The 15,358-nt window shown below is 63.9% G+C and carries 18 protein-coding genes; 9 read left to right on the top strand and 9 right to left on the bottom strand.

What is annotated here, in order from left to right:
* Positions 1–42: 42 nt before the first annotated feature.
* Complete coding sequence (locus ACFOMH_RS02205; RefSeq protein WP_374424054.1) at positions 43–714, bottom strand: DsbA family protein; 672 nt, start codon at positions 712–714, stop codon at positions 43–45.
* Entirely contained in the window at positions 711–1,223 is a 513-nt protein-coding gene (locus tag ACFOMH_RS02210; protein ID WP_377742315.1) for a DUF721 domain-containing protein, read from the bottom strand. The genes ACFOMH_RS02205 and ACFOMH_RS02210 overlap by 4 nt, the downstream gene beginning before the upstream one ends.
* 114 nt (positions 1,224–1,337) lie before the next feature.
* On the opposite strand from ACFOMH_RS02210, the gene ACFOMH_RS02215 reads away from it, so the two are divergent.
* Together ACFOMH_RS02215 and ACFOMH_RS02220 are read left to right on the top strand one after the other, a co-directional pair.
* A complete protein-coding gene (locus ACFOMH_RS02215; protein ID WP_377742317.1) occupies positions 1,338–2,357 on the top strand; it encodes an A/G-specific adenine glycosylase in 1,020 nt (339 codons plus the stop codon).
* A gap of 135 nt (positions 2,358–2,492) precedes the next feature.
* A complete protein-coding gene (locus ACFOMH_RS02220) occupies positions 2,493–3,629 on the top strand; it encodes an alkane 1-monooxygenase (RefSeq protein WP_374424047.1) in 1,137 nt (378 codons plus the stop codon).
* Here the strand turns inward: ACFOMH_RS02220 and ACFOMH_RS02225 are convergent.
* The 6 genes from ACFOMH_RS02225 to ACFOMH_RS02250 all read right to left on the bottom strand — a co-directional run bounded on the left by ACFOMH_RS02225 (position 3,624) and on the right by ACFOMH_RS02250 (position 9,149).
* Positions 3,624–4,409: a hypothetical protein gene (locus ACFOMH_RS02225; RefSeq protein WP_377742318.1), complete on the bottom strand. Its 786-nt coding sequence runs from the start codon at positions 4,407–4,409 to the stop codon at positions 3,624–3,626. The two genes, ACFOMH_RS02220 and ACFOMH_RS02225, sit on opposite strands and share 6 nt — an antisense overlap.
* Positions 4,406–5,458, bottom strand: a complete 1,053-nt coding sequence (locus ACFOMH_RS02230; RefSeq protein ID WP_377742319.1) for a GSCFA domain-containing protein — start codon at positions 5,456–5,458, stop codon at positions 4,406–4,408. The genes ACFOMH_RS02225 and ACFOMH_RS02230 overlap by 4 nt, the downstream gene beginning before the upstream one ends.
* A gap of 121 nt (positions 5,459–5,579) precedes the next feature.
* Complete coding sequence (locus ACFOMH_RS02235; protein ID WP_377742321.1) at positions 5,580–6,710, bottom strand: site-specific DNA-methyltransferase; 1,131 nt, start codon at positions 6,708–6,710, stop codon at positions 5,580–5,582.
* An 89-nt stretch (positions 6,711–6,799) separates the two neighbouring features.
* The gene (locus tag ACFOMH_RS02240) at positions 6,800–7,432 is read right to left on the bottom strand and encodes a ribonuclease HII (RefSeq protein ID WP_377742323.1); all 633 of its coding nucleotides are present in this window, start codon (positions 7,430–7,432) and stop codon (positions 6,800–6,802) included.
* Positions 7,429–7,899: an ureidoglycolate lyase gene (locus ACFOMH_RS02245; protein WP_377742324.1), complete on the bottom strand. Its 471-nt coding sequence runs from the start codon at positions 7,897–7,899 to the stop codon at positions 7,429–7,431. Before ACFOMH_RS02245 ends, ACFOMH_RS02240 begins: the two co-directional genes overlap by 4 nt.
* Before the next feature lie 59 nt (positions 7,900–7,958).
* Entirely contained in the window at positions 7,959–9,149 is a 1,191-nt protein-coding gene (locus ACFOMH_RS02250; RefSeq protein WP_377742326.1) for an MFS transporter, read from the bottom strand.
* A gap of 294 nt (positions 9,150–9,443) precedes the next feature.
* Between ACFOMH_RS02250 and ACFOMH_RS02255 the strand changes: the two genes are divergently transcribed.
* The 3 genes from ACFOMH_RS02255 to ACFOMH_RS02265 all read left to right on the top strand — a co-directional run bounded on the left by ACFOMH_RS02255 (position 9,444) and on the right by ACFOMH_RS02265 (position 12,512).
* A complete protein-coding gene (locus ACFOMH_RS02255; protein WP_377742327.1) occupies positions 9,444–10,124 on the top strand; it encodes a GntR family transcriptional regulator in 681 nt (226 codons plus the stop codon).
* A gap of 95 nt (positions 10,125–10,219) precedes the next feature.
* On the top strand, positions 10,220–11,659 hold the full coding sequence (locus tag ACFOMH_RS02260) for a L,D-transpeptidase family protein (protein WP_377742329.1): 1,440 nt from the start codon (positions 10,220–10,222) through the stop codon (positions 11,657–11,659).
* 277 nt (positions 11,660–11,936) lie between these two features.
* Positions 11,937–12,512, top strand: coding sequence for an extensin-like domain-containing protein (locus ACFOMH_RS02265; protein ID WP_377742331.1), 576 nt, complete (start codon positions 11,937–11,939; stop codon positions 12,510–12,512).
* Positions 12,513–12,570: 58 nt separating this feature from the next.
* Here ACFOMH_RS02265 and ACFOMH_RS02270 read toward each other — a convergent pair whose 3' ends face one another.
* Complete coding sequence (locus tag ACFOMH_RS02270; RefSeq protein ID WP_377742332.1) at positions 12,571–13,893, bottom strand: FliI/YscN family ATPase; 1,323 nt, start codon at positions 13,891–13,893, stop codon at positions 12,571–12,573.
* 105 nt (positions 13,894–13,998) lie between these two features.
* Here ACFOMH_RS02270 and ACFOMH_RS02275 point away from each other — a divergent pair, with 105 nt between their 5' ends.
* From ACFOMH_RS02275 to ACFOMH_RS02290, 4 genes are read left to right on the top strand one after another with little or no spacing between them, the layout of a single operon-like run.
* Positions 13,999–14,385 (top strand): FlgB family protein, encoded by a 387-nt coding sequence (locus tag ACFOMH_RS02275; protein WP_374424025.1) that lies wholly within the window; start codon positions 13,999–14,001, stop codon positions 14,383–14,385.
* 11 nt (positions 14,386–14,396) lie between these two features.
* A complete protein-coding gene (gene flgC / locus ACFOMH_RS02280) occupies positions 14,397–14,789 on the top strand; it encodes a flagellar basal body rod protein FlgC (protein ID WP_374424024.1) in 393 nt (130 codons plus the stop codon).
* A gap of 11 nt (positions 14,790–14,800) precedes the next feature.
* Positions 14,801–15,079: a flagellar hook-basal body complex protein FliE gene (gene fliE / locus ACFOMH_RS02285; RefSeq protein ID WP_374424022.1), complete on the top strand. Its 279-nt coding sequence runs from the start codon at positions 14,801–14,803 to the stop codon at positions 15,077–15,079.
* 10 nt (positions 15,080–15,089) lie between these two features.
* Positions 15,090–15,356, top strand: coding sequence for a flagellar biosynthetic protein FliQ (locus ACFOMH_RS02290; protein ID WP_374424020.1), 267 nt, complete (start codon positions 15,090–15,092; stop codon positions 15,354–15,356).
* The last annotated feature ends 2 nt before the right edge of the window (positions 15,357–15,358 follow it).

The raw sequence follows: 15,358 nt of genomic DNA on the forward strand, positions 1-15,358 counted from the left end.
GGCCATGGCCGGGGTTTTGCGCTTTGCAGCGAGGGTCTGGGATCAGCCCTTCTTTTCGGCCTCGGCGATCTTGGCGTCGATGATCTTTTTCAGATCTTCCCAAGGCTGGTTCTGAACCTTTTCGCCGGCGATGATAAAGGTCGGCGTCCCCTCGATCGCGTCGGCGGTGGCGTTCTTCTGGAAGGTCGCGATCAGATCGGCCACCTTCTGCTTGTCGTTCCAGCAGGCGTCCATCTGTTCGGCGGTCATGCCGGCCTTGGCGCCGATCTTGCGCAGATTGGCGGCGATGCCGTCGCCATCGCTGGCGGCAAGCCAGGTCTTCTGTTCGCCCATGATCATGTCCGAGACGGCGTAATATTTGTCATCGCCCCCACAGCGCGCCAGAATCCCGGCCCACAGCCCGACCGCGTCGAAATAGACGTCGCGCTGAATGAACTTGACCTTGCCGGTATCGATATATTCGGCCTTGAGCTTGGGCAGGTTCTCGTCGTGGAAGGCCGCGCAATGGCTACAGGTAAAGCTGGCATATTCGATGACGGTGACCGGGGCGCTTTCCTGACCCAAGGCGATATCGGGCAGAACCTTGCCTTCCGGCATCTGCTCGGCGGCCTGCGCGGGTTCTGCGGGCTTGGCCTCTTGCGCGAATGCGGGAATGGCCGAGGCGGTCATCGCGGCCATGGCTGCGGCGATCAGGGTGCGGCGTTGAAACTTCATGGATTGGCCTTTCGGTCGTTGATGTCCCGGCGGGACAGGATGTTCAGCGCAAGCTGTCGCATCGCGGCCGACAGCGCTGGATTGTCGAAGCCCGAGGCAATGTCCTCGGCCTGTCCGCGCAGGCGCGCGGTCTGCGCGGGATCGGCGGTCGGCGCGCGGCGCGGCCCGCCGGTAAAGGGCGTCTGCCCTTCGGCAAAGCCCACCGGCGCGGTCTGGGTCAGAACGATCCGTGCCACCGCGTTGAACCCATAGCAAGCGTTCACCTTGTCGCGGATGCGCGGCAGCTGCATCTCGATCAGCGGCGCGCGGGCACCGGCAACCAACAGGGTCAGCGTCGCGCCAAAGCCCTTGCCATGGGCGATCTTGACCGGGCGGGCATGGGCCGCGATTTCGGGGCCGACGACCTCTTCCCAATGGGTCAACAGACGCGCCACGGCGAAACCCCGGCTTTCGCCGGCGGCCCGGACGCGTTGCGCCACAAGCTGCGCGGCGGTTTCGAAACCGCGCATCCGGCGCCGGGCTTGAGGATCGACAGTGTTCTGGGCCATCTTGTCGCGTCTGGTTGCGGTTCGATGCAGTCTGGACCGCCCCGCCGCCAGACACCAGAGAGATGAGGCTGAAAATTGCGTGACCCGAAGGTGATCCCGGAAAAGCTGCGCGCGTGGTATGACCGCCATGCCCGCATCCTGCCCTGGCGGGTGCCGCCGCATGCGGGGCACGCAGCCGATCCCTATCGCGTCTGGCTGTCTGAAATCATGCTGCAACAGACCACGGTCGCGGCGGTAAAGTCCTATTTCCAACGGTTTACCGAACTTTGGCCTAGCGTTGACGATCTTGCCGCAGCGAGCGACGCGCAAGTCATGGCCGAATGGGCGGGGCTTGGCTATTACGCACGCGCGCGCAATCTTTTGGCCTGTGCGCGGGCGGTCGCGGCCATGGGCGGGTTCCCGGATACGCGCCGGGATCTGGCCGCGCTGCCCGGGATCGGCCCCTATACCTCGGCCGCGATCGCGGCCATCGCCTTTGACCGCTCCGAAACCGTGGTCGACGGCAATGTCGAACGGGTCGTGGCACGGCTTTTCGCGGTCCAGACACCGCTGCCGGCGGCCAAGGCCGAGCTGATCGCGCTGGCCGAAACCCTGACCCCGATGCGGCGGCCCGGCGATCACGCACAGGCGATGATGGATCTGGGTGCGACGATCTGCACCCCGCGCAGTCCCGCCTGCGGAATCTGTCCGCTGCTGGAAGATTGCGCCGCCCGCGCACAGGGCATCGCCGCAGAATTACCCCGCAAGGCATTGAAAAAGCCCAAACCCCTGCGCCTGGGCACGGTCTGGATCGGTCTTGCCGAAGCCGCCGTTCTGGTCGAGACCCGCCCGCCCAAGGGGCTGCTGGGCGGCACGCTGGCCTTTCCCTCGACGGGCTGGGACGGATCCGATCTGCCACCCCCCGCACCCGCCGAATGGCGCGACATCGGCATGGTGCGCCATGTCTTTACCCATTTCGCGCTGGATCTGACGGTGATGACCGCGCCTCTGACCGGACCGGCGACGCGCGGCCGGCTGATGGCGCTGCGGGACTTCCGGCCCGACGCGCTGCCGGGGTTGATGCGCAAGGCCTGGAACCTGGCCCGACAGCCGTGATCCGCCGCCGCGACATTTGGTCGCCAGGACGGCACAGGGCGATCCGATGCAGATTCTTTTGCAATTGTTAGTGTCTTATTCATTTCCGTTCCGCCATAGTCGGATCGGACCCAGCCACCGGACGGCACCGCCACCATGCAGACCCCGTTTCCTGCCCGCCTGATCAATGCACTGCCCTTCTGGCTTTCGCTGGGCATGGTGCCGGTCGCGGTCCTGGCCACCCTCTGGGGCGGCTGGTGGTTCATCCTGATCCCTTCATATGCGTGGTACATGACCACTCTGCTGGATCTTCTGGTCGGCCTGAACGAGAAAAATCCCGATCCCGAAACCCCCGAAAATCAGCTGTTCTGGTACCGGCTGATCACCATCCTGTGGTTTCCGATACAGGCCGTGCTGGTTTTCTGGGCGATCTGGCATGTCACGCGGGGCGATTATTCCGTGGGCGAACAGCTGGGCCTGTTCTGGGGGATCGGCATCGCCTCGGGCACGATCGGGATCGTCTATGCCCATGAATTGATGCACCAAAAGAACGCGCTGGAACGCTGGCTGGGCGATCTTTTGATGACCATGGCGCTTTACGGGCATTTCAGGTCCGAACATCTGCTGGTCCATCACAGCTGGGTCGCGACCCCGCGCGATCTGGTCTCCGCGCGCTATAATCAGGGGTTCTGGCGCTATTTCCTGCGCGTTCTGATCCACGGCCCCGGCAGCGCCTGGCATGCCGAAACGCGCCGGCTGGCGCGGGCCGGCCGCAAGCCATGGGACCGGCGCAACCCCTTTTGGCGTTTCGCCGCGCTGCAACTGGCAATGCTGGTGCTGGCCTTTGCCATCGGCGGCTGGCACGGGGTCGCGCTTTTCTGCTGGCAGGCGCTGGTCGCCGTCTGGCAGCTGGAGCTGACCAATTACGTCGAACATTACGGCCTGACCCGAAAGCATCTTGGCGATGGGCGATATGAACATGTCCGGCCATGCCACAGCTGGAATTCCAGCCATACCGTGACCAATTGGCTGATGATCAACCTGCAACGCCATTCGGACCACCATTACAAGCCCGACCGGCGTTTCCCCCTGTTGCAAACCTATGCCGAGGATGAGGCGCCGCAGCTTCCCGCCGGCTATCCGGTCATGGCCACGCTTGCAATGGTCCCGCCGCTGTGGCGGCGGCGGATGAACCCGCGCGTCCGCGCCTGGCGCAACCGCTTCTATCCCGAGATCGAGGATTGGAAACCCTATAACCGCGGCGAAAATCCGATGCCGCGCGGTTCGCTATAACCGGGCTAGGGCCTCGGTGATCTGATCGACCTGAATGCGGCCATAGGCCGGATTGGCGTGGCCATAATCGCTGGCCTCATGCGGGACGTCGCGGCGCGGCTGCATTCTGATCGAGCCGCGCATCCATTCCGGCGCGGTAAAGGCATCCGCGACCATCGTCGATGCCGGCTGCGGCAGATGGATCGCCCCCCCCGCGAGCAGCGGTTCCAGAATACGCAGATAGCGGGCGCGATAATCGGCCGCGTCGCCCCGTTCGGCCAGCGCGACATAGGCCCCATATTGATCGGGATCCTGGCGGCATTCGGTCGAGGGCAGAACCTGATCCAGAAACAGGACCGGCCCCTGATCCAGCCCGGCTAGCATGCGCGCCATGCGCAGGGCCGGCGAATGTTCAAGTTGATGGCGCAAAAGCGCGTCAACAAAGCCGGTCGAAACCGGGATGAAATTCCCGTCCCGCCGGGCCGAGGGGAAATCCAGACTGCGATGGGTTTCCTGAAGGATCGCCTGCTGATGAAAGGCCAGCCCGCCGATCACCACAAAGGCGTCATAGCCCGAAACCGGCAGATCCGGCACGCCGTTGTAATAGACCATCTTGCGCCGCGCCTCGTCATCGGGGGTCACCAATGTGCGGCCATCAAGTTCAAGCGCGATCAGGCTGTGCCCCGGCATGGCAAATACATCGGGCGCGAATCCCGGCCACCGGTCGGGATCGTCACGCAGCGCGATCCGGGGCGCTGCGGTATGCGAATTGCCCAGAAACAGCACGTTGCGCGGCGTCATTTGCGCGACGCCTCAAGCAGGATCTCTTCACAGATCACATCCTCGGCCTGTTCCGAGGCGCTGGCCGCGACCGCCGCCGGGCGTGGCCGTGGCTGAATGGCCAGACCATGCGCCGCCAGAAAACAGCTCATCACCGCCTCGACCCCCTCGGGCGTGACCTCGCGCAGATTGGGGCGGAAAAACCGCCCCCGGGCCGCCGGATTGGTGACGATCTCGTATGAGGGGAAATAATCCACATCCTCATGCATCGCGGCAAATTCATCCGCCGCCGCCCGCAGCACCGCCTTGGAACGCATGGTCGCCGCCAGCACATGCCCACCCGCCGCCGTCGCCGTCAAAGGCACCGGCGACACCGTCAGAACCATCCGCATCCCGGGGTTCAACGCGTGCAACATCCGCCGCGCCGCCTCGAGATCGGCCAGAACTTCGGCATGGCGCAGGTTCAAAAAGACATGGCGCGCCGGATCGAAACTGCCGGCCACGATGCCGGGACAGGTCGGAAAGACCCGACCCGTGTCGCGATCGGACCAGCATTCGGTCAGGCCCAGCGTGAAAATCAGGCATGCGGTTTCCGAAAAAAGCCCCCGCACCGCCCGCAGATGCGAAAGCCGCAGCGCCATCGCCTCGTCCAGCGTGGCAAAGCCGCCCGGCTCGATCGTCGGGCGCATCGCATCGTAAAACCGCCCCTCATGCGCCCAGATATCGATCGGATCGACCCGTTCGGCCACCGCATCGCCAATGAGCTGCACCAGCTGCCGCACCGTATAGATATTGCCGTATCGCGCGGAATAGACGCCGTAACCATAGGCCCGGGCGACGACCGGCGGGCAGCCGCGCGGGCGCGGTTCGGCATCCTGGACCTGCATTCCCGCCCCGCGCAACGCGCGGCCGACATGCTGGGCAAAGCAACTGCCGGCGGTGGCGATGGCCGCATCGGCATCAAGCACGAATTTCGGCCGGTAAAGGTCGACGGGCGCCGCGGGATCGGCCTCGGCCACACCGCTGCGCCAGAATGCCGTCGCGGCCAGATCTGAATAGGGATGCGTCATGACCCCGTCATCCCATATCCCCCCGGACATGAAAAGGCCCCGCCCTGCGGTCGAACCGCAGAACGGGGCAAGGCGGTCCCGGCCGCGCCAGAGCTCGCATCAGGCCGGAACCTGGCGAAACTCAGTTGGGGCGGCCCTCATCGGCCTGCATCTCGGCGCGGATCTGCTGACGCAGGATATCGATGGGCACCATCCGCCCCTCGCGCCGAAAATGCCAATAGGTCCAGCCGTTGCAGCTGGGCGCGCCTTCCAGCGCGGCGCCGACCTGATGGATCGAGCCCTTGACGTCATTGCCGATCAGGCTGCCATCGGCGCGGACCTTGGCCTTGTAGCGGTTGTTCATCGAAAACAGCTCTTCGCCCGGACGCAGCATGCCGCGTTCGATCACCTGACCAAAGGGGACGCGCGGCTCGGCGCGCTTGGCCTTGGTGGTGGCGATGGATTCGCTGTCGAACTTGCGGATGCGGGCGATGCGCTTCTCGGCAACCTCGCGATAGGCGGCCTCACGCTCGATACCGATGAAGTCGCGGCCCAGCATCTTGGCCACGGCCCCCGTGGTCCCGGTGCCGAAGAACGGGTCCAGCACGACGTCACCCGGATTGGTCGAACCGATCAGAACCCGGTGCAACAGCGCCTCGGGCTTCTGGGTCGGATGCGCCTTGGCACCTTCCGCGTCCTTCAGCCGCTCGCCACCGGTACAGATCGGCAGCACCCAATCGCTGCGCATCTGCACGCCCTCATTCAGCGATTTCAGCGCCTCATAGTTAAAGGTGTATTTGCCACCTTCGGACTTGCTGGCCCAGATCATCGTCTCATGGGCATTGGTCAGACGCTTGCCGCGGAAATTCGGCATCGGATTGGCCTTGCGCCAGACCACATCGTTCAGGATCCAGAACCCCTGGTTCTGCAATTCGGCGCCGACACGAAAGATATTGTGATACGAGCCGATGACCCAGATCGCCCCGTTCGGCTTCAGGATCCGCCGCGCCGCCGCCAGCCAGTCGCGGGTGAACCGGTCATAGGCCGCGAAGCCTGAAAACTGGTCCCAATGATCGTCCACCGCATCGACCTTGGAATTGTCCGGCCGGTGCAGGTCACCCCTCAATTGCAGGTTATAGGGCGGATCAGCAAAGATCAGATCGACACTGTTTTCAGGCAGCGCGTTCATGATCTCGATGCAATCGCCCGCAAGGATCTGGTTAAGCGGAAGCGTTCGCGCAGCAGCGCGGGAATTCGTGTCTAGCTTGGTCATCACTGCCTCGGGTTTCGGCTATTTGGTTGCCGATTTGATTTGACCCAATGATGATTCAGACCCGAATCGCCGTCAAATTCTTTTTTGAATCAAGAAGTTGCGGTTCTATCTTTACACAATATCTTGTGGACGGGACCAAAGCCGCGCCTATGATGTGGGGTCACGCCCAAATCTAGCAGCGCCTGACGATGCGCCTTGGTGGGGTATCCGGCGTTCGCCTCCCAGCCATATCCGGGATGCTGTTGCGCCAAATCCTCCATGATGCGATCCCGCAACAGCTTGGCCACCACCGATGCCGCCGCGATAGACAGCGAACGCCCATCCCCGCCCACGACCGCCTGCCCCGGCACGGCCAGATCGCGCGGCAACATATTGCCGTCGATCAGGGCAAGACAGGGCGGCTTGCGCAACCCGGACACCGCCCGGCACATCGCCAGATGCGAAGCCCGCAGGATATTCAGCTCTTCGATCTCTTCGACGCTGGCATGGCCAACCGCCCAATCGCAGGCTTCCATAATCCGCAAAGCAAGAATTTCCCGACGTTTTCGCGGCAACTTCTTGGAATCGTTCAATCCGGAAAGATCGACACCTTCGGTCAACACCACGGCGGCGGCGGTCACCGGCCCCGCCAGGGGACCGCGACCCACCTCATCGACCCCGGCCACGATACGCGCACCGGCACGCCATGCCGCCTCTTCCAGCGTCAGATCGGGCTCGCTCATGGCTCGATGATCACCGGCGATATGGCAACCTCCTCAAGATTGTTGCCCTCGCCCGCCCGATCCACGACCAGAAAATCCGCCGCCCGATCCAGAGGCGTCAACACCCCATGCCAGACCCCGGCACGCAGATTCACCCCGACCCCGGCCGGAACCAGAAAGGCCAGCGGCGCCCCCGGCCGCCCGCCCTCATCTGGCGCCACGACCGACAACCAGGGATCGGGCCCCAATGGCATGAATGCCTGCGACCCCAAGGGATGCCGTTCCAGCAATGCGCATTCATAAGGCAGGCGCACCGGCTCGGACCGAAAGATCGAGATGATCGCCTCGCCATCACCACGTTCGACCGTGGCCAATGCATGATGGCGCTCGCAACGCCCGGCATTGATCATCTTCGTCGGCTGTGCGCGCGGCATCAACAGCTCACCGAACGGCGCGAACGCCTCTGCCGTGATCGGCCTGACTTTCATCTCCCACCCTCTTTCATGTCCAAATATCCCGGGGTCCGGGGCAGCGCCCCGGGGCCATCCTAACCCCGCGCGATCCGGGGCAGGAATATCGTCAACAACCCCATCAGCGGCAGATAGGAACAGATCTGATAGACGAATTCGATACCCTTCGCATCCGCGACAACGCCCAGCACCGCCGCCGCGATCCCGCCCATCCCGAAGGCAAAGCCGAAAAAGATCCCGGCAATCAGCCCGGTCCGCCCCGGCACAAGCTCCTGGGCAAAGACCACGATCGCCGGAAAGGCCGAGGCCAGAATCAACCCGATGATCACCGTCAGACCCCCGGTGGCCGCCAGCCCGACATGCGGCAGCGCCAGCGTGAAGGGCAGGATCCCAAGGATCGAAAACCAGATCACCTTCAGCGGCCCGACCTTGTCTCCGACCAGCCCGCCCAGCATGACCCCCCCGGCCATGCCGCCCAGAAACAGGAACAGCATCAACTGCGCCTGTTGCGTCGTAAGCGCGAATTTCTCGATCAGGAAGAAGGTGTAATAGCTGGAAATGCTGGCCGTGTAGATATTCTTGGTGAATGTCAGCAGCGCCAGCACGACGATGGCCCAGATCACCCGCTGCCGCGACAGCTTCAGCGCCGTCTCGGCCCGCGGCCCGCCGGCCCGCCGACGCCCCTCGGCCCAGTTTCCAACCCGCCAAAGGATGAACGACCCCAGCATCGCCGCCGCCGAAAACAGTGCGACCGATGGTCGCCCCAGCGGCACCACGATAAAGGCCGCAAGCAACGGGCCCAGCGCGGTCCCGAAATTCCCGCCCAGCTGAAACAGCGACTGCGCCGTACCGAACCGCCCCCCCGAGGCGATGCGCGCCACGCGCGAACTTTCGGGATGAAATATCGCCGAACCGATCCCGATCAGCATGGCCCCAGCCAGCAGCACCCAATATTCATGCGCCAGCGCCAGAAGCAGCACCCCGAAAAAGGTCGACCCCATGCCGATGGACAGCGATTTCGGCATCGGCTTGCGGTCTGTCACCGCCCCGATCACCGGTTGCAACAAGGATGCCGTGACCTGAAAAGCGAATGTCATCAACCCGATCTGCCAATATGACAGTGCGAATTCCTGTCGCAGCAGCGGATAGATCGCGGCCAGCATGGATTGCATGATGTCGTTGATCATATGGCACAGGCTGATCGCGACCAGCACGGTCCAGGCCGTGGCGGAGGCGCCTTGCCCGCGAAAAGTCGACGCGTGCGACACGATGCATACCCCGTTTGAACAGGCATGTTGTCCGGCCCGGCCACAGGAATGTCAACTCTGCCGCAGCACTCTGTGACACAACCCCTTGACGCGAACCACCATTCGCGCCCAAAACTGAACCGTAAAGTTTACTTGCATGCGATCAACGGGCTCAGACCCCCGCTTACCGCATCCTATCTGTTTTCAGCTGTTCCTCTGCAATCCTACCGCATCGCGTCAGAACTGATGATTGAAATTCCTGCACAAGTCGCCAACGCCATCTCCGCACAAAAACAGTCGCGGAAGCGTCGTCACATGACCTGGCAGGCCGTGCAGGAAGAGGTACTGTCACGCATCCAAAGCAATGAATGGCCCGCGGGCGAGCTGATTCCGACCGAAACCACATTGGCGACGGAATTCGGCTGCGCGCGCGCAACGGTCAACCGCGCGCTGCAATATCTGGCCAATAGCGGCGTTCTGGAACGGCGGCGCAAGGTCGGGACTCGGGTTACCGAACATCCCAATGTTCAGGCCGTGCGCTATCTTTTGCGGCGCGAGATCGAGAATTCGGGCCATCGCTATGGCTATCGGCTTTTGGAACATCACGAAGGCCCCGCCCCGGCCGAGGTCGCGCAGGCCATGCTTTTGCGCCCGGATGAACCTTTGTTGCGCATCCGCGCATTGTTTCGCGCCGATGACCGGCCCTATTGCTGCGAAGAACGCTGGATCAACACCTATGCCACGCCCGGCCTGAATCCGAAGGAATTCGAACAGATCAGCCCCTGCGAATGGCTTTTGGGCCATATCCCGGTCAATCGCGCCAGCCTGTCGATGGGCGCGGCGATTGCCGGGGACGGCTTTATCGCCCGGTCGCTGGCGGTGACCCCGGATGAACCGGTGCTGGTGGCCGAACGGCTGGACTGGGTGGACAATATGCCCGTCTCGCTGTCGCGACGTTATTTCCCGCACGGACACCGTTTTTCGGCCGAGCTATAGCCCATCTCAACACGAGTTGACCGCAGATTGCTTGCCTTGCCGCCCGCAAGGGGTCAATTCTGCGCATATAACCGATCACAAGAAACGACCCGAGCATGTTCCCGACCTGTCCGCGCGCCAGCGTGCCCTCTTGCCTGACCATGGCGGCAACCGCCCTGACGCTGAATCTGGCGCCGCTATTTCTTGCGACCCCCGGCTGGGCGCAGACGGATCCGGCCGCCCCGGCCTCTGCGGCGCAAAAACCGGCGGCCGCGATCACCCCGGCCGCCATCGAAAGCGCCGAATATCGCGACGGCGATCTGCCGCCCGGGCAATCGGCGCTGACGGCCAAGGTTCAGATCCTGCTGGATCGCTCGGGGATTTCGCCGGGTGTGGTCGATGGCTGGCGCGGCGGCATGAGCGAAAGCGCGATCAAGGCGTTTCAGCGCCGCGCCGGACTGCCGATGACGGGGCGGATGGATCACGCCGTCTGGGACCTTTTGCACGGCTATGCGGGGGCGCCGCTGATTTCGGAATACACGATCACCGAAGACGACGCCTATGGCCTGGTCGACAATATCCCCGCCGATTACGCGGACAAGGCGCGCATGACCTCGCAGGGATATACCAGCATTCTGGAAAAGCTGGGCGAGCGCTTTCACATGGATGACAAATTCCTGACCCGGCTGAACCCGGGGAAAAGCTTTCTGCCCGGCGAGACCATTCACGTCACCCTTCCGGCAAAGCCGATCCGCGCCACGGTCACGCGAATCATCGTCGACAAGGAAACCCGCCGCGTCGCCGCCTATGACACCAAGGGCCGGCTGGTGGCCGATTATCCCGCGACGGTCGGATCGGCCGACACGCCCTCGCCGCATGGCAATCATGTGGTCGATGCGGTCGCGCTGAATCCCACCTATACCTATAATCCCAAACGCAATTTCAAGCAGGGAGAGAATGATCGCGTGCTGACCATTCCCCCCGGCCCCAATGGCCCGGTCGGCAATGTCTGGATCGACCTGAGCGAGCCGACCTATGGCATCCACGGCACCGCGACCCCCTCGAAACTGTTTCTCAGCCAGTCGCATGGCTGTGTGCGGCTGACCAATTGGGACGCCTCTGAACTGGCCCATATGGTCAAGGCCAAGGTCACCACGGTCGAGTTTCTGGATCCGGGCGTCAGCATCGCTGATGTGACCGGCGTCACGGTTGCGGCCACCGTCACCGGCACGGCGCGCAGCGCGGCGATCGGGGCGACGCGCCCCCCGGCGCGCGGGGATCGTGTGCCGCCGCAGGTGGCGATCGCGGCGCCGGGCACACCGGTTCCGGCGACCGCACCCGTCGACGCCCTTGCGGCCTCGCTGGCCGAAGCGGGGGTGACGGCCAGCACGGTTCCGGCCGCGACGCCCGTCTCGACCGAACCGCTGGTCCCCGCCCAGGCCCCTATGGTCGAGGGCGAGGAACCCGAATACCCCTCGGACGCGGAACTGCACCCGACCGCGCCCCTGCCCGGGACGCAACCGGCGGCGGCACCCTTTCCGCAAAGCGGCAGATAGGGCCATGCGGGCGCTGGTGCTGGCGATTTTTGCAACGCTTCCTTTCGCGGCGCTGGCTCAGGAGGCGGCCCCCGCCGCGCGTCCCGAAACGAAAGCCGAGGCACGCCCCGCACCGCGCCCCCCGGCACATCCGGAGCCAACTTTAGAAGACAATCCCCAGCCCGCCGATGGCGCGGCCATGGATGCCCCGGCCCCGCCGGTCGGTCGGAATGACCCGCCGGTATCCGCCCCGGTTCAAGGTCCAAAACTCGATCCCGCACCGCCCCCCATCCCCGAAATGCTGCGCGAAAGCGATTTCGATCATGCCGCCTGCTTGCTGGAATTGACGCTTCTGGGGGCGGATTTTGACGAAATCGCCCCGGTTGCCGACCCTGCGGACCCCGATTGCGGGATTGCGCGTCCGATTCTTTTGCGCCGTCCGCTGCCGGCGATCGAAATCGACGGCGGCGCCCGGATGCGCTGTGACACGGCCCGGCATCTGGCGCATTGGCTGCGCGATTTCGTGCGTCCCGCCGCCAGCATGCTGCCCGACCAGCCGCGCCTGACCGCGCTGGAACCCGGATCGACCTATCAATGCCGCGCCACCATCGGCGACAGGGGCGAGAAAATGTCAGAGCATGCCTTTGGCAACGCCTTCGACATCGCCGCCTTTCGCTTTGACGATGGCACCCGTGTGGGCATCGAGCCGCGACAGGACAGCGGCGATCTCTTCGAAGCGTTCCAGCGGGCCGCCCGCGCCTCGGCCTGCCTGCATTTCACCACGGTTCTTGGCCCCGGCGCCAATGCCGCCCATGACGATCACCTGCATCTGGATATCAAGGCCCGCAAGGGCGGCTGGCGGCTTTGCCAATAAGGCGCCCCTATCGCGTCCCGGCCCCTCTGGCGGCGCGCCCACCCACATGTTTCCGGCCTCACACAATCGGCGCACGCATGGGGGACGGGCCCAGCGCCTCGGCCAAAAGAGCAAAGCTTTGTCGCGCATTCGGACTGCTGCGGGCAAAAAAGGCATCAAGCGCCGGATAGATGCGCACGGCCTCGTCCAGACGCTGATCCGATCCCGGCGCGTAAAGCCCGGCGCGGATCATCAGCTCCGATTCGGCATAGGTGCCCAGAAGCGAACGCGCGCGCGCGATCTGCTCATTCTCGGCGGCACTGGCGGCATTCGGCAGTGATCGCGAAACCGAACGCAGCACATCCACCGCCGGAAAACGCCCGCGCTCGGCAATCGCGCGGTCCAGCACCACATGCCCGTCCAGCACGCCGCGCAGAATGTCCGCGACTGGCTCTTCCATATCCGAACCTGCCACCAGAACGCTGAAAATCGCGGTGATATCGCCGCTGCCAATCGCGCCCGGCCCAGAACGTTCAGCCAGCGACATGATCATTTGCGAGGTCGAGGGCGGAAAGCCGCGATAGCTTGGACTTTCCCCGGCCGACAACGCGATTTCGCGATGCGCCTCGGCAAAGCGGGTGATCGAATCGGCCAGAAACAGCACATGCTTGCCCTGATCGCGGAAATATTCGGCCACGGTCATCGCGGCCCATGCACAGCGGCGGCGCGTCAGCGGCGACTGGTCCGAGGTCGCGGCCACCACGACCGAACGCGCCATCCCCTCTTCGCCCAGCACCTCTTCGACAAATTCGCGCAGCTCGCGCCCGCGTTCCCCGATCAGGCCGATCACCACGACATCCGCGCTGACCCCGCGCGCAAGCAATGACAGCAGGGTCGACTTGCCAACCCCCGACCCCGCAAAGAGCCCCATCCGCTGGCCGCGCACCAAAGGCAAAAGCGTGTCGAACACGGCAAGCCCCGTATTCAGGCGCGCGCCCAGCCGGTTGCGCCCGGCCGCCGGCGGTGGCGGTGGCCGAAATCCCCGTTCTTCGCCGCCGGCAAGCAGCGGACGTCCATCGAGCGGCCGGCCGAACGGGTCGATGATTCGCCCGATCCATGAGGTCGAAGGCGCAAGCGAAGGCGCGAAAATCAGCTCAACCTGGGTGCCGATCGACAGGCCATCCATCGGCCCTTCGGGCAGGATGATCGCCTCTTTGGCATGAAGCGCCACGACCTCCCCGGTCAAATCGTTTTCGGAACCCATTGAAAATAAAACACGATCACCAAGGGACGCGTGACTGTTCAGCCCCTCGGCCCATATCGTGCCCGCCTTGATGGCGCAGACCCGGCCAAAGTGTCGCGCCATGCGCACTTGCCGCATACGGGCCGCGATTGACTGCATTTTATCCATTCCGACTTTCCCGTTTCGCCGCACGCCTGTGCCTCGAAAGGGTTTCTAAACCTATTGGGGTTAAGACCGGGTTTATCGGAACTGAGGAGAACCTCGATGTTTGACCGAATCGGAACGATGCAGATGGCACAGGCGCTGACGGATCATGCTGTCCAGCGCCAGAAGCTGATCGCGCAGAACGTCGCCAACGCGGACACGCCGGATTTCAAGGCGCGTGACCTTTCGGATTTCGCCAGCACCTATCGTTCGCAGGTCTCGGCCGAAATGCGGGCCACACGACCCGGACACCTGACCGGTATCAGCTGGGGCGGCGCACAACGAATTCAGGATGCCGGCGGTGAGCCCGCGCCCAACGGAAACACCGTCTCGCTCGAAGAGGAAATCTTTCGGACCGCCTCGGCGCGACGTGAATTCGAACTCTCGCTGGCGGTGACACGCTCGGCGATGACCATGATCCGCACCAGCATCGGGCGCCGCAGTTAAGGAGGCATGACATGACCGACAACCTGTCCGCAGCCGATATGGCCACCTCGGGCATGCGCTCGCAATCGGTGCGCCTGCGCCATATCTCGGAAAACATCGCCAATGCCGATACGCCGGGCTATCGCCGCAAGACGGTCGCATTCCAGGAGGAACTGGACTTCGGCCGCCGTACCGGCGCCGTCGCGCCCGGCCCCACCCGCTATGACGATCGCGAATTGCCGCGCGTCTTCGACCCCGCCCATCCGATGGCCGGCGAGGACGGATACTACGACGGCTCGAACGTCGATCTGGTCGTCGAAATCGCCGACGCGAAAGAAGCCAGCCGCAGCTATGAGGCCAATCTGCGCGTCTTTGAACAATCCCGTCAGATGAGCAGCTCGCTGCTCGATCTGATCCGCCGCTAAAGGGAACATACATGATTACCTCAAGCATCGCCGCCAGCGCCTATGACCGCGCCCGCCAGGCCGTCGCCCCCGCCGAGGGATTGCCCCAGGGTGTGACCACCGCCGCCGCCGATTTCAGCAAGGTCATGGACCAGGTCGATATCGCCGCGACCGGCGCCATGACCGGAAAAAGCGACACCCACGAACTGGTGCAGAGCATCGCCCAGGCCGAGGTCGCGTTGGAAACGGCCGTGGCCATCCGTGACAAGGTGGTCGAGGCCTATCAGGAAATCCTGCGGATGCCGGTCTAAGGCAAAGCCCATGGATGAGAACCTGATCTTCGACATGACGCGACAGGCGCTCTGGATCGCCGTCAAGATGTCGGCGCCATTGTTGATCGTCGCGCTGGTGGCCGGCGTGGTCATCGGCCTGTTTCAGGCATTGACCTCGGTCCAGGAAATGACGCTGACCTTTGTCCCGAAGATCGGGCTGATGCTGGTCGTCTTCTGGGTCAGCATGAGCTTCATGACCGCAACTCTGGCAGGGTTCTTCATTGATCAGGTCCTGCCACGCATCGCGGGGTCATGATC

This window comes from Paracoccus mangrovi (genome assembly GCF_042648425.1).
Lineage (GTDB): Bacteria > Pseudomonadota > Alphaproteobacteria > Rhodobacterales > Rhodobacteraceae > Paracoccus > Paracoccus mangrovi.